Source organism: Mycobacterium sp. SMC-21, from assembly GCF_045310825.1.
GTDB lineage: Bacteria > Actinomycetota > Actinomycetes > Mycobacteriales > Mycobacteriaceae > Mycobacterium.
The window spans coordinates 55,861-69,889 of sequence record NZ_JBJIAO010000011.1; the positions used below are offsets into that span (position 1 = coordinate 55,861).

General features: G+C 67.8%; 12 protein-coding genes and 1 pseudogene. 8 read left to right on the forward strand and 5 right to left on the reverse strand.

Annotation, left to right across the window (positions count from 1 at the left end; translation table 11 throughout):
* Nucleotides 1-71 precede the first annotated feature (71 nt).
* Together ACJH6H_RS13575 and ACJH6H_RS13580 are read left to right on the forward strand one after the other, a co-directional pair.
* Nucleotides 72-1,049 (forward strand): diiron oxygenase, encoded by a 978-nt coding sequence (locus ACJH6H_RS13575; protein ID WP_406775046.1) that lies wholly within the window; start codon nt 72-74, stop codon nt 1,047-1,049.
* Nucleotides 1,049-2,458 carry an FAD-dependent oxidoreductase gene (locus ACJH6H_RS13580; protein WP_406775047.1) on the forward strand — a complete coding sequence of 470 codons (1,410 nt, stop codon included), beginning with the start codon at nt 1,049-1,051 and terminating at the stop codon, nt 2,456-2,458. Before ACJH6H_RS13575 ends, ACJH6H_RS13580 begins: the two co-directional genes overlap by 1 nt.
* Here the strand turns inward: ACJH6H_RS13580 and ACJH6H_RS13585 are convergent.
* Complete coding sequence (locus tag ACJH6H_RS13585; protein ID WP_406775048.1) at nt 2,455-3,186, reverse strand: TetR/AcrR family transcriptional regulator; 732 nt, start codon at nt 3,184-3,186, stop codon at nt 2,455-2,457. The two genes, ACJH6H_RS13580 and ACJH6H_RS13585, sit on opposite strands and share 4 nt — an antisense overlap.
* 71 nt (nt 3,187-3,257) lie before the next feature.
* Here ACJH6H_RS13585 and ACJH6H_RS13590 point away from each other — a divergent pair.
* Nucleotides 3,258-3,848 (forward strand): annotated as a pseudogene (locus ACJH6H_RS13590) (carboxymuconolactone decarboxylase family protein); the annotation flags it as partial.
* 100 nt (nt 3,849-3,948) lie between these two features.
* Nucleotides 3,949-4,740 carry a 3-oxo-5-alpha-steroid 4-dehydrogenase gene (locus tag ACJH6H_RS13595; RefSeq protein ID WP_064857315.1) on the forward strand — a complete coding sequence of 264 codons (792 nt, stop codon included), beginning with the start codon at nt 3,949-3,951 and terminating at the stop codon, nt 4,738-4,740.
* A 4-nt stretch (nt 4,741-4,744) separates the two neighbouring features.
* On the opposite strand, the gene ACJH6H_RS13600 is transcribed toward ACJH6H_RS13595, so the two are convergent.
* Complete coding sequence (locus ACJH6H_RS13600; RefSeq protein WP_061002005.1) at nt 4,745-5,650, reverse strand: sigma-70 family RNA polymerase sigma factor; 906 nt, start codon at nt 5,648-5,650, stop codon at nt 4,745-4,747.
* Nucleotides 5,651-5,732: 82 nt separating this feature from the next.
* Here ACJH6H_RS13600 and ACJH6H_RS13605 point away from each other — a divergent pair, with 82 nt between their 5' ends.
* The 4 genes from ACJH6H_RS13605 (at nt 5,733) to nagA (ending at nt 11,089) form a co-directional block, all read left to right on the forward strand.
* Nucleotides 5,733-7,442 carry an APC family permease gene (locus ACJH6H_RS13605; protein ID WP_110766882.1) on the forward strand — a complete coding sequence of 570 codons (1,710 nt, stop codon included), beginning with the start codon at nt 5,733-5,735 and terminating at the stop codon, nt 7,440-7,442.
* A gap of 118 nt (nt 7,443-7,560) precedes the next feature.
* Nucleotides 7,561-8,559 (forward strand): SMP-30/gluconolactonase/LRE family protein, encoded by a 999-nt coding sequence (locus ACJH6H_RS13610; protein ID WP_061010064.1) that lies wholly within the window; start codon nt 7,561-7,563, stop codon nt 8,557-8,559.
* 96 nt (nt 8,560-8,655) lie between these two features.
* Nucleotides 8,656-9,903 carry a D-alanyl-D-alanine carboxypeptidase family protein gene (locus tag ACJH6H_RS13615; RefSeq protein WP_061002013.1) on the forward strand — a complete coding sequence of 416 codons (1,248 nt, stop codon included), beginning with the start codon at nt 8,656-8,658 and terminating at the stop codon, nt 9,901-9,903.
* A gap of 13 nt (nt 9,904-9,916) precedes the next feature.
* Nucleotides 9,917-11,089 (forward strand): N-acetylglucosamine-6-phosphate deacetylase, encoded by a 1,173-nt coding sequence (gene nagA, locus ACJH6H_RS13620; protein ID WP_061002015.1) that lies wholly within the window; start codon nt 9,917-9,919, stop codon nt 11,087-11,089.
* A 114-nt stretch (nt 11,090-11,203) separates the two neighbouring features.
* On the opposite strand, the gene ACJH6H_RS13625 is transcribed toward nagA, so the two are convergent.
* From ACJH6H_RS13625 to ACJH6H_RS13635, 3 genes are read right to left on the reverse strand one after another with little or no spacing between them, the layout of a single operon-like run.
* Nucleotides 11,204-12,769, reverse strand: coding sequence for a radical SAM protein (locus ACJH6H_RS13625; RefSeq protein ID WP_406775049.1), 1,566 nt, complete (start codon nt 12,767-12,769; stop codon nt 11,204-11,206).
* Complete coding sequence (locus tag ACJH6H_RS13630) at nt 12,766-13,218, reverse strand: hypothetical protein (RefSeq protein WP_406775050.1); 453 nt, start codon at nt 13,216-13,218, stop codon at nt 12,766-12,768. The genes ACJH6H_RS13625 and ACJH6H_RS13630 overlap by 4 nt, the downstream gene beginning before the upstream one ends.
* A complete protein-coding gene (locus ACJH6H_RS13635) occupies nt 13,199-13,999 on the reverse strand; it encodes a prolipoprotein diacylglyceryl transferase (RefSeq protein WP_406775097.1) in 801 nt (266 codons plus the stop codon). Before ACJH6H_RS13635 ends, ACJH6H_RS13630 begins: the two co-directional genes overlap by 20 nt.
* Nucleotides 14,000-14,029: the final 30 nt, after the last annotated feature.

Here is a 14,029-nt window from a genome sequence, read left to right on the forward strand (position 1 = left end):
CGGTTTTGACACACAAGCTCATCTTCGGCCCAGGTATTTACTGGGACCACTGTTCCCGGTAAATTGGAGACATGACTCAGGCAATGGAGCCCGGTTACCAGAACCTCCTCGACGTGCTGTCGGAAGGCTCGGTGCGGCGCCGCTTCGACCCCTACCTCGACATCGCGTGGGATGCCCCGGACATGCAGATCGACCTGCACGATCCGCGCTGGGTGCTGTCCCCCGCCATCGACCCGCTGGGTGCCACCGAGTGGTACCAGAGCCAGCCACTGGAACGGCAGATCGAGATCGGCCGGTGGCGGACGCTCAACACCGTCAAGGTGGGTGCGGCGTTCGAGAGCATCCTGATCCGCGGGCTGATGGCCTTCATCATGAAGCTGCCCAACAACTCCCCCGAGTTCCGGTACGCGCTGCACGAGATGACCGAAGAGTGCAACCACATCCAGATGTTCCAGGAGCTGGTCAACCGCTCCGGGACCGATGTGCCGGGCATGCGGAAGCTGTTCTTCAAGCTGTCGCCGTACATCGGCCTGGTGGGTCAGTACTCGCCGACGGCGTTCATGGCCGGCATCCTCGCCGGCGAAGAGCCCATCGACCACTTCCAGAAGGGCATGATCCGCGAGGGCGCCAACCTGCCGCCCGCAGTGCTGCGCACCATGCAGATCCACATCGCCGAGGAAGCCCGGCACATCTCGTGGGCCAACGAATTCCTCAAGACCCACATGCCCGAGCGGTCCTGGCGGTTCAAAGCTTTCGCCACCGTCGCCTTCCCGCTGACGCTGCGCTGGCTGGCGCACGAGATCATGGGGTCGTCGAAGTCGTTCGGCAAGCAGTTCGACATCCCGGAAGACGTCATGCGGCAAGCCTTCTGGCGCAGCCCGCAGTCGCGCAAGATCATGGCGAGTTTCTTCGACGAGACCCGCGCACTGGCCGAGGAGATCGGTCTGATGAACCGCGTCGGCCGCTGGATGTGGAAGCGCTGCGGCATCGCCGGTGAGACGGCCCGCTATCGCAGTGCCCCCAACCGCGAGGCACAGTTGATCGCCTGATGCCCCACGTCATCACGCATTCCTGCTGCAGCGACGCGTCGTGCGTCTACGCCTGTCCGGTCAACTGCATTCACCCCACGCCCGACGAGCCCGACTTCCACACCGCCGAGATGCTCTACATCGACCCGGTGGAGTGCGTCGACTGCGGCGCGTGCGTGACGGCCTGTCCGGTCGACGCCATCAAGCACGACGGTTCGCTGGAGCCGACCGAGAAGGTCTTCCTCGAGCTCAACGCCGACTTCTACGCCGAACCCCGGCCCCGGCCACTGCTGGCGCCCGTGGTTCCCCCACTGCAGGTCCGCGCTCCGGGCACTGTCAGCGTGGCGATCGTGGGCTCCGGGCCGGCGGCCATGTACGCCGCCGACGAGGTGCTGACCATCCCGGCCGCACGCGTCCGGATGTACGAGCGCCTCCCCCAGACCGGCGGGCTCGCACGCTTCGGCGTCGCGCCGGATCACCGACGCACCCGGGCGGTGTCCCGGCAGTTCGACACCATCTGCGCCGACCCGCGGCTGGAGTTGGTGACCGGCGTCGACGTCGGCACGGATGTCACCCATCAGCAGCTGCTCGCCGACCACGACGCCGTCATCTACGCGGTGGGTGCGTCCACGGACCGGCCGCTCGACGTACCCGGCGCCGACCTGCCGGGCGTGAGCTCGGCGACCCGGTTCGTCGCTTGGTACAACGGCCATCCCGACTTCGCCGACTGCACCTTCGATCTGTCACAGCCGCGCGCCATCGTGATCGGCAACGGCAACGTCGCGCTCGACGTCGCCCGGATCCTCACCACCGATCCCGACCGCCTCGCAGCAACCGACATCGCGCCGCACGCGTTGGAAGCGTTGCGGCAGAGCAGGATCGAAGAGGTCATCGTCGTGGGACGACGCGGCCTCGCGCAGTCCGCGTTCACCGTGCCGGAGCTCGTCGGCCTGACGTCGATGCCCGACGTCGACGTCGCCGTCGCCGAAAAGGACCTGGCGTCACTGCCGGGCGCCGATCCGCGGGCCCGCATCCTCCGTGACCTGCCACGGCGCCCCGGCAACCGCCGCATCGTGCTGGAGTACCTGCAGTCCCCTACCGCGATCCGCGGCGAATCCGCCGCAACCGCAGTCGAATTCGCCCGCAACGAACTGGTGGCGGCAGCCGACGGCACCGCGAAGGTCAAGCCGACCGGCGAAGTGCACACCGTCACCGCCGGGCTGGTGCTCACGTCGATCGGTTACCGAGGACGGCCCGTGACCGACCTGCCGTTCGACGACGCGCACGGCACCGTCCCCAACGAAGCCGGCCGAGTCCAGGGCGCCAGAGCGACCTACGTGACGGGCTGGATCAAGCGCGGCCCGACGGGGTTCATCGGCACCAACAAGTCCTGTGCGCAGGAGACCGTGCGCAGCCTGGTGGCCGACTAAAACGCGGGGTTGCTTGCCTGAGCCGCCAGCGCGGCGACCACGGCGACGAGCGGCTCGTCGGGGCTGACCTCGAAGCCGATGGCCCGCGCGGCGCCGTCGATGACGTACCAGGTGAAGTCGGCGAGGTGGGCGATCATCTCGTCGCGGGTGTGCGTCGGCGCCGGGCTGCGGACCCAGGCGAACAACGTCTCCTCGACCATGGTCACGATCGCCAGCGGGACCAGTTTGAATGCACTGTCCTCGACGCCGATGGCCAACTGGATGGCGGCGATGATGCCGTCGGCGCGTTCGATGATGCGCAGCTTCAGCTCGCCGACGGCGTCGAGCGTCTCGTCGCCCTCGAATGACGGCCCGCTGCGCGCGAACTCGTTGAACCGCGGATGGTCGATCATCCAGTCCGCGACGGCCTCGATGGTGCGGGTCAGAATCTCGCGCAGCGAGCCGTCGGAGACATCGAGCTTGCCGACCAGAACGGACCCGAAGTCGTCGATCAGATACGACCGCACCCGTCGCTCGAGTTCCTCCTTGCCGGAGGTCTGCCGGTAGATCACCGACTTGGCGACGCCGGCACGCTTGGCGATGGCCGCGACGGAGATGTCGGCGCCGGGCGGGCTCTCCTCCAGCAGGTCGATCATCGCCAGCAGGATCTGGGACCGGCGTTCGGCGTTGTGCTGCTCCCACCGCGCCTCGTAGCCGCTCACCGCCGCAGGGTTCGGGGCCACAGACATGTGTCCTACGGTAGCCGCTGCCGCACCGGGTGACGCCCGCCACACCCCTGTCACACCTTGACGACCTGTCTCGTCCAACCGATATGACGACAACACCACGCATCGCGCCCCTGCCCCCGCAACGCGCCGGCCTGCTGACCCGGCTCATGTACCGCTACGCCAAGCGTGAGTTCGGCGAGGTGCCCGAACCCTTCACGGTGGCGGCGCACCACCCGCGACTGCTGGTCGCCAACGCGGTCCACGAGACCCTGTTGAAGAGCGGCTCGAAGACGCTGCCCGACGCGGTCCGCGATCTCGCCGTGCTGTGGACCGCGCGGACGGTGGGCTGCTCCTGGTGCGTCGACTTCGGCACCATGCTGATGCGCCTGGAGAGCCTGGACACCGAACGACTCAAGCACATCGACGAATACGCGACCTCACCGCTGTTCACCGACGACGAGCGGGCCGCCATCGCCTATGCCGATGCGATGACCACCGACCCGCACAACGTGACCGACGAGCAGGTCGACGACCTCAAGCGCCGGTTCGGCGAGGCCGGTGTCATCGAGCTGACGTACCAGATCGGCGTGGAGAACATGCGGGCCCGTATGTATGCGGCGCTCGGTATCACCGAGCAGGGCTTCAGCTCGGGTGACGCGTGCCGGGTGCCCTGGGCCGAGTGATCCCGGGGGCACTGGCCTCCCAACCTGGTCAGGTGGTAGAACACGTTACAGAAATAACGGGCCTCGGCCGCTGAAACCGCCTGCTCAGCAAGGAGCAACCATGCACTGGTACACCGGCAACACGTTCTATGACACGGTGCTGACGGCGGCCCTTGCCTTCGCCGCATTCGTGATCATCGGCGGTTTCTTCGCGCAGAGTTCGTATGGGCGGTTCTCGACGACGAAACTCGGCTTGAACCTCAACCCCAAGCTCGGCTGGTGGCTGATGGAGATCCCGGCGACGGTCGTGTTCCTCATCAGCTACCTGGCCGGGCCACACCGCTTCGAGCCGACATCGCTGGTGCTGGCCGGGATCTGGATGCTGCACTACGCCAACCGGGGCTGGTTCTTCCCGCTCGCGATCCGCCAGGCGCCCGGCAAACGCGGCACCTTCAACGTGTCGGTGATCGTGATGGGCATGCTCGTCACGTCGATGCACGGCTACCTCAACGGGACCCTGTTCAGCCACGACTTCTTCGGGCAGTACACCACCGCGTGGCTGACCGACCCCCGGTTCCTGGTGGGGCTGGCGGTCTACCTGTGCGGCTTCGTGCTTCTGGTGAACTCCGAGTCGATCGTGCGAAACCTGCGCGACAAGAACAATCCCGGCGGTGCGGAGTACCGCATTCCGTTCGGCGGCGGCTTCCGGTTCGTCACCAGCCCGGCGTACCTGGGCGAGCTCATCGCCTGGTCCGGCTTCGCGCTGCTGACCTGGGCGCTGCCCGGTGTGGCCATCCTGTTGATCACCGCGGGCAATCTGATTCCCCGCGCGCTGGGCACCCATACCTGGTACCAGGAGAAGTTTCCCGAGTACCCGACCGACCGCAAGGCACTGATCCCCTACGTCCTCTGAGCCGCTAATCAGACCGCAGCGGTGACGCCGTGAACTTGTCCGGGTTCGCGATGTCCCACAGCGCGACAACCTTGCCGTCGCGCACGGCCAGCGCCGTGACACGCGGCAGCATCTCGGGATGCTCGCCGTCAGCCGGCAGGCCGGGGCTGTACGCGCCGAGCTCGCCGTTGATGAGCGCCAACTGCGACGTCGAAAGCCATTGCGGCCCATAACGTCTGGCCAGCCCGAACAGGAACCGTGCGACTTTGTCCGCGCCGACGATGGTGCGGGGCGCCGTCGGTGCCCGACGGTTGGAGTCGCCGGTGAACGTGGCATCGGGGTGCAGCAGTTCGACGACGGCGGCCATGTCCCCACTGGCGAGCGCGGCCATCAGCTTGCCGACGACCTCGTTGTGGCCGGCGTCCGGTGGCGGCGGCGGGGCCTCGGCGACAGCGCGCCGGGCGCGTGAGGCCAGCTGCCGCGCGCTCGCGTCCGTCACGCCGAGCACCGACGCGATCTCGGAGAACGGCACCGCGAAGCCGTCGTGCAGCACGAAGGCGACCCGTTGGTCGGGTGTCAGCCGCTCCAGCACCACCATCGCGGCGAAGCGGGCATCCTCTCCCGCGACCACCGCGGCCAGCGGGTCAGAAGCGTCGAATCCCGTCACCACCGGTTCGGGCAGCCACTCCCCGAAGTACGCCTCGCGGCGGTGCGCAGCGGACCGCAACCGGTCCAGGCCGAGGCGGCTGACGACCGTCGTCAGCCAGGCGCGGGGCTCTTCGATGGCGTCGACATCCGCACTGTGCCAACGCAGCCAGGCGTCCTGCACGATGTCCTCGGCGTCGGCGTACACACCGGTCAGCCGGTAGGCGACGGACAGCAGGTGCGGACGCAGCCGCTCGAACTCATCGGTGTCCTGCGCTGTGGTCACCCCACCAACCTACGACTCGGTGTTCGAGGGCGGCGAACCGTAGCATCTCTTCGGCAAATCAACCGGGATGAGCAGGGAGCAGATGACCACGCCGGCACCAGACATCGTCGCCCCAGACAAAGGCCTCAAGCGGGGCGCCCTCGGTCTGGTGTCCAGCGTGGTGGTCGGGCTGGCGTCCACCGCACCGGCATACAGTCTGGCGGCGACGCTCGGCCTCGTCATCGCCGCCGGCGGCACGCTGCTCGCCGGGGTCAAAGCACCTGCGATCATGCTCATTTCGTTCGTGCCGATGTACCTCATCGCCGTCGCGTACCAGGAACTGAACAAGGCCGAGCCCGACTGCGGCACCACGTTCACCTGGGCGGCCCGGGCCTTCGGTCCCGCCGTCGGCTGGCTGGGCGGCTGGGGCATCATCGCCTCCGATGTCATCGTGATGGCCAATCTCGCGCAGATCGCGGGGTCGTACTCGTTCACGTTCGTCGGCGACCTGGGTTGGCATTCGGTCGCCGGTCTGGCGAGCAGCACCCTGTGGTCGACGGTCGCGGGCGTCATCTGGATCATCCTGATGACGTACATCTGCTACCGCGGCATCGAGGTGTCGGCGCGGCTGCAGTACGTGCTGTTGACGGTCGAGGTCGTCGTCCTGATCGTGGTGTCGGTCGTGGCGCTGGTGAAGGTCTACACGCACCACGGGCACGCCTACTCGATCATGCCGTCGTGGTCCTGGTTCTGGCCTGGCGGAATGGATTTCGGCACCGTGATCGCGCCGGCGGTACTGGCCACCATCTTCATCTACTGGGGTTGGGACACCGCCGTGGCGTGCAACGAGGAGTCCGACAATCCGGGCCGCACCCCCGGCCGCGCCGCCGTCATCTCGACGTTCCTGCTGCTCGCCACCTACGCGCTGGTGACCGTCTCGACCATCGCGTTCGCGGGCGTGGGCACCGAAGGCATCGGACTGGGCAACCAGGAGAACGCCAAGGACGTGTTCACCGCCATCGGGCCATCGCTGTTCGGGGACAGCGTGATCGGGAAGATCGGCATGCTGCTGCTGTCGGCGTCGATCCTGACGTCCGCGGCCGCCTCGACGCAGACCACCATCATGCCGACCGCGCGCACGACCCTGTCGATGGGCGTATACCGGGCGCTGCCAGAGAGTTTCGCGAAGATTCATCGCCAGTACCTGACGCCCACCACCTCGACCATCGTGATGGGCGTGCTGTCGGTGCTGTGCTACGTGCTGTTCACCGCGATCAGCACCGATCTGTTGACGGCACTGATCGGTTCGGTCGGTTTGATGATCGCCTTCTACTACGCTCTGACGGGCTTCGCCTGCGCCTGGTTCTACCGAAAGACGTTGACCCGCAACGTGCGTGACTTCGTGATGCGCGGCGTGCTGCCAGTGCTCGGCGGCATCACGCTGTCGGTGGTGTTCGGCTACGGCCTGGCCCAGTACAGCAAGCCGGACTGGCTCAAGGACGAAAGCCAGCATGACGTCACGATTTTCGGCTTCGGCGCGGTGGGTGTGGTCGGTGTCCTCGGGCTGCTGTTGGGGGTGGTGTTGATGTTCGCCTGGCGCGTCGCGCAGCCCGCGTACTTCCGTGGGCTGACGCTGCCGCGGCGCCATGACCTGGTGCTCGATACGCCGGCCGCCGGTCATGCCGGACCGGCGCATTTCGGCTTGCCGGACTCGGGTGACATGCCGACGGTCATCGCCCCGGACCTGTCGAACCTGCCCCCAGGTGAGACGGCGGTGGACACGGCGACCGGCGAACAATTCCGTCGCGACTGACGGTTCTCCCGCCGGACGAACCCGGGACCTGCCTGCCGACGATCGCGAAAGCCCTTGATTAGTCTGCCAATTGGGGTTTTCTCGCCTGCTGACACGTAACACGCGTTACCGTCTACACGTGCCGCACAAGCCGCCCATCAACCCGGTGCGCTGGACCCCACCGCCGGTCGACGCCCTGCCCGATTTCCCGTCTGCCGACCTGACCATCGTGCCGATGCCCGGCGATGCCCCGGAGGACGTTGTCGTCGGTGCCGACGGCACGTTGTGGACCGGCCTTGTCGACGGCCGGATCGTGCGGGTCTCCGCCGACGGCGACACGGATGTGGTGGCCGATACCGGCGGCCGGCCGCTGGGGTTGCACGTCGCGCGCGACGGGCGGCTGCTGGTCTGCGACAGCTACCGAGGGCTGCTGTCGCTGGATCCCGGCACCGGCGCCCTGGAGGTGCTGGTGCCCGACATCGACGGGCGGCCCCTGCGGTTCTGCTCGAATGTGACCGAAACCGAAGACGGCACAATCTATTTCACCGAGTCGACCAGCTCGTTCCACTACGAGCATTTCCGCGCCGCGATCCTCGAGGCCCGTGGCGACGGCGGACTGTACAAACTGGCGACTGACGGCACGGTGAGCACGCTGCGCGACGGCCTGTACTTCGCCAACGGCGTCACCGTCACTGCCGACGGCACCGCGCTGGTGTTCGCCGAGACGCAGGGCCGCTGCCTGTCGAAGTACTGGTTGTCCGGGCCACAAGCCGGGACCATCACCCCGCTGGCCATCAACCTGCCCGGCATGCCCGACAACATCTCGACGGGTGCCGACGGCCGAATCTGGGTCGCGTTCGTCACCCCGATCAACGCCGCCGCGGAGTGGCTCGCACCGCGGCCGACCATTCTGCGCCAATTGGTGTGGCGACTGCCGGACGCGCTGCAGCCGCAGATGGCGTTGGAGGTGTGGGCCGTCGCCTTCGACCCCGACAGCGGCGCCGCGGTCGCGGGCGTGCGCATGCGGCATCGTCAGTTCGGACAGGTGACCGGACTCGTCGAGCACGACGGGCGACTGTGGATGAGCTCCATCGGGGTGCCCGCGCTGGCACATTGTGCGATCCCCGAGCGCCGGTAGACCTCTGTCAGCTAATTCACAGTTGTAACTTCAACCCCAACTGTCACAGCGCGGCAACACGGGATCCGGTGGTCCGTCGCCTAATCTGACGACACCATGGCGACCACCCGATCAACGGCACAACGCGCTGCAGCCCTGGCAGCAGCGTTTTTCCTGACGGCCGCACCGGCGTTGGCCTATGCCGAACCCGACCCACCGGCCGCGGATCCATGCCCGTACCGCGTGAACACCCCGCCCGCGGTCGACCAGTCCGAGGTGCCGAAGGCGGGGGACCCGCCGGCCCCGATCCCTGTGCCGGCCACGCCGCTCGGCGGGGACCTGATGGGCAGCTGCGGAATCGTCGCCGCACCGGACATGCCGCCGCTGCCCGGTGATGTCTCCGCCGACGCCTGGATCCTGGCCGACCTCGACAACGGCGACATCATCGCCGCCAAGGATCCGCACGGCAGGCACCGGCCGGCCAGCATCATCAAGGTGCTGATCGCGACCCAGGCACTGCGTGAACTGCCCATCAACAAGCGCGTCACCGGAACCCCGGAGGACGCTGCCGCCGAGGGCACCCGCGTCGGCGTCGACGACGGCGGCGTCTACACCGTCAACGACCTGCTGCACGGCCTGCTCATGCACTCGGGCAACGACGCGGCGCACGCACTGGCGATGCAGGTCGGCGGCATGGACACCGCGATCGACAAGATCAACGACCTGGCCTCCAAGCTGGGCGGCCGCGACACCCGGGCGGCCACCCCGTCCGGCCTCGACGGCCCCGGCATGAGCACGTCGGCCTACGACATGGGCCTCTTCTACCGCTACGCCTGGCAGAACCCGACGTTCGCCTCGATCGTGGCCACGCAGAAGTACAACTTCCCCGGCCACCCGGCCAAGCCCGGCGAGCCCGGCGATCACCCCGGCTACGAGCTGGAGAACGACAACAAGCTGCTCTACAACTACCCGGGCGCACTCGGCGGCAAGACCGGTTACACCGACGACGCCGGGCAGACGTTCGTCGGCGCCGCCGACCGCGGCGGGCGTCGCCTGGTCGCGATTCTGCTGCACGGCACCCGCGTGCCGATCGCGCCGTGGGAGCAGGCCGCACGCCTGCTGGACTACGGCTTCGCGACCCCGCCCGGCACCAAGGTCGGCACCCTGATCGAGCCGGACCCGTCGCTCACGCAGCGCAAGCCCGACGCCAAGCATCCGGTGGCTGCGCCCGCCTTCGACAGCCTGACGCCGGCCGACGCGGTGCCGATCCGCGTCGGGGTCGGCGTCGTCGGGTCCGCGGTGGTGCTCTCGCTGATGATGGCTGCCCGTTCGATCAATCGGCGCCCTCAGCACTCGAACAGGTAGAGACTGACGGGCGATGACGCTCATCTCGGCCGGGACCGTTGTTTTGGGAGGCTCAGCGCTCGACGCTGTGTCCCGGCCTGGGTGGCTGGAGATCGATGGCGACCGCATCGTGGCGTGCGGCGGCGGCGCCCCGCCGCGTGGCGTCGACGTCGACTTCCCGGACGGTGTCGTGGTGCCGGGATTCGTGGACATGCATGTGCACGGTGGCGGCGGATTCTCCTACAGCACCGACGATCCCGACGAGGTAGCGCGGGCAGCCGAATTTCATCGTGCCCACGGCACCGCCACGACCCTGGCCAGTCTCGTCACGGCGGCACCCGAGGCCTTGCTGGCGCAAGTCCAGACCCTGGCCGACGCGGTACGTGCCGGTGTCGTCGCCGGGATTCACCTGGAAGGTCCGTGGCTCAGTTCGGCGCGCTGCGGCGCACACGACGTGACGCAGCTGCGGGACCCCGACCCCGCCGAGATCGATTCTGTACTCGCCGCCGGCGACGGCACCATCCGCATGGTCACCATCGCCCCGGAGCTGCCCGGCGCCGATGTCGCGATCGAGCGGTTCGTCGACGCGGGAGTCATTGTGGCCGTGGGCCATACCGACGCCAGTTACGAAGAGACCAAGCGGGCCCTGCAGCTGGGCGCCACCGTCGGTACCCACGTGTTCAACGGCATGCGTCCGCTGCACCACCGCGATCCGGGGCCGGCGCTGGCGCTGTTGGAGGACGCCCGGTTGACCGTCGAGCTGATCGCCGACGGCGTGCACCTACACCCTGCTCTCGTCCACCAGGTGGCGGTCACCGCGGGCTCTGATCGCGTCGCACTGATCACCGACGCGATGGCGGCAGCGGGGATGCCCGACGGGTCGTACCAGCTGGGCGGGCTCGACGTCGAGGTCAGCGGCTCGGTGGCCCGGCTGCGTGAGCGGTCCACCATCGCGGGCAGCACAGCGACCATGGACGCCTTGTTCCGCACGGCGGCAACGGGTTTGGAAGCGGCCTCGGATTCGGCGCTGCGGCACGCGGTGGCGATGACGGCGACGACGCCGGCCCGCACGCTGGGTCTCGACGACGTCGGCGCCTTGGCGCCCGGGAAGTCTGCCGACCTCGTCGTGCTGGACCGCAAACTACAGGTGCGCGCGGTCTTGCGGCGCGGGGTGTGGTCGGCCTCCGGCGCCGCCTCTCCCCGTTGACCCTGTACGCACGGCTCAGTTGTTCGAGTGACTAGCGCCGCCACGTGAGGGTGAACGAAGGCGGCCGCGAGGGCGGCGTTGAGCCTGTGGTCAGGTTCGCGGGCTCCTGGGCCCTCACAGCACCGTGAGCGGCAGCGCCTTCCCCAGGTCGGTGCCCGCGGCGATGGACATGCGCTGGCGCCCCAGCGCCGGCCACGCCTGTACCGCGCAGAACGGCGCGCACTGGTCCTGGCTCGAGCGGGTGCCGACATGGACGCAGCACTGCACCAGGCGTTCTTCGATCATGGTCGAGATGTCCATGAACGGCTTGACGGTGATGCGAACCACCCGCTCCCCCAACAGCTTCCGCACCCGGTTCTTTCCACCCGGCAGGGCGGACGACGCGAGCGCCAGCAGCGTCGGCATGCCCAGATCGCAGTTCTGGCAGATGGTGCGCCACACGTCGCCGATCCCGGGATGCGACAGCGAAGACTGCTCGGATAGCAGGCCCAGCAGTGATTCCCGCACCGCCAGCTGCAGTTCCTGCGGCAGCTCGCTGTCGGCAATCCTGTTGGACACCAACCCCAGTCGGTCCTTCAGGACATCGTGGCCGATCAGCGAGACCAGCGACCGCCATTGCCCGGAATCGTCGCGCAGCACATAGCCGACGGAGCAGCAGTGCGGATGCGAGCACGGCAACGCGGTGAGGTCCTGCCAGGTCACGAGCCCGTCGGTCTGGGGGCCGAGCCTGCTCAGCACACCGGTGTGGGTCAGCCGGTCGTGCGCGTCCAGGTCCCCTGACCGCCCTGACCCGAACTGCGGCTGAATGGTGATGCCGCCGACGTAGGGAGTGTCCAGCGCCAGCTGGACCATGTCACCGATCTCGTCGTCGTTGACGCCGAGCGCAGCGGCCATCACCAGCGTCGTGAAAATCTGACTGTCCGAAAGCCGTTGCAATGACTGCTTTTTCAACTTGCGGAGGTCGCCGCCACGGTGGTGCCGGTGCGCCCTCTCGGAGAGCCCGTCGTACTGCAGATACACCTCGACGCGGTGCCGGTGCGTACTGAGCAGCGCGAGGAGGGCATCATCGGTGGCGATCCGGATGCCATTGGTGTTGACCAGGATTCGCGTGATCGGCCGGTTGGTCAGTTCGTCGAGCAGTTCGGCCAGATCGGGATGCAGTGTCGGCTCCCCACCGGAGAGCATCAGCACATCCAGCCGCCCGTTCTCCCGGGCCAGCCGCTGATCGACGTTCGCGAGCACCTCGGCGACCGGCACCACATTGCGCAGATCGGGCGAAGAATCGGTGAAGCAGGTGGGGCACCGCAGATTACAGACCTCGGCGATGTCTTCGAGCAGGATGCAGGTGTGCTGGGTCTGCATCTCCGGCAGCCCGCGCAGATAGGCGGACGGGATCGGATCGAAATTGCCTGCCACATCGGGGATGTGCCCCTTGGTCGGGGCGGTCCACTCCTCCAGATAGGACAGGATCTCGGGGTTCTCGTCGTAGAGCGTGCGCACCAGACCGTGCGCAGGGCACCCCCGCTCCAGCCACACGCGTCCGTCTCGTTCGACCAGCCGGCCGGAGAGGCGCGCGACGTCGGCAAGCGGCCGCTCCGGCGCCTCATGGTGGCAGCTCGGGCAGTACGCCGTCACGTAGCGCAACAGCCGGTCACCGCGCAGACCCATCCCGGCCGTCATGTGTACATCGTGGGGTTCAGGCCGGTGCAGTAGCCGACGGTCAGGATCGAGGTCAGCGCCCAGCCGATCATCAGGCCCAGACCCAGCCCTTTGGACCCGGGGTTACCCGTCTTCCACAACGCGAAGCCACCCCCGAAGGCGAGGAGAGCCAGCAGCGCGGCCCCGAAGCCCAGCAGCACCTTCCCCTGGTCAGCCAGCATCACGGTGCCGAACCCGATGACGAAGTTGAGCACCGGAAACATGAACACACCGCCGATCACGCCACCGACCGAGATCGCGTTGGGGTTCGGCACGTTCGGTGCCGGATAGCCGTACTGCGGATATTGCGGCGGGTATTGCGGGTACTGCGGTGGATATTGCGGGTATTGCGGGTAGTGGGGCGGGTTCTGACCGGGCGCTGGGCCGTTGCCGGGCTCGTCATCCGGATAATCAATTGGCGGCTCGGACACGGTCACCCTCCCTGTCTGCAGACGAAATCCGGTAGTAGCCACGGCAATAGCCACGCCAGACTCGGAAGCCCACGAGCGCCAAGGACGGCAACAGCACCCATTGCGGCCGCGTCAGGTCCAGCCACACCGTCTCGTTGGCACGCACGAACTCCACGAAGAACCGGAACACCGCATAGGCGGCGATGTAGATGACGAACAGCTCGCCGGGATGGGTGATGCGCGGCCGCAGCCACATGAGCACCGCGAAAGCCGCCAACTGGAAAGCGATTTCGTATGCAAATGACGGGTGCATGGCGAGCCCGGCGACGCACCCCGGGCATTCGGGGGTACTGGCCGGCGCATGTACTCCCCAGGGCAGTGTCGTCGGGCGTCCGGGCGCCTCCGTCAGCAGGCAGCCGATTCTGCCGACGGCCATCCCGAGGGCGACCGCGGGCGCGAACAGGTCGCCCGTCTTGCCGCGATATCCGCCGAGCCGCTTGGCGATCAGCACGCCGAGGTAGGCACCGAGCAGTCCGCCGAGGATGCTCTTGGAGCCGTACTCCCACGCCTGCGCGACAGTCGGGTTGGCGCTGAAATCGAGGTGGCGCGCCAACCCCGACGCCCGCATGCCGATCGCCCCGCCGACGAGGGCGCCGGTGACGGCCACCAGTGACTGTTCGTTCACCGCGCCGCGGCGGCGCGCCTCGTGGACGAACACGATCACGGCGGCCAGCACACCCAGCCCCACGAACAGACCGTGCACCGGCACCTGCACCGGTCCGATCTGCCACTGCGGGATCATTGCGATCACAGTGGCAAACCTACCGGCCGG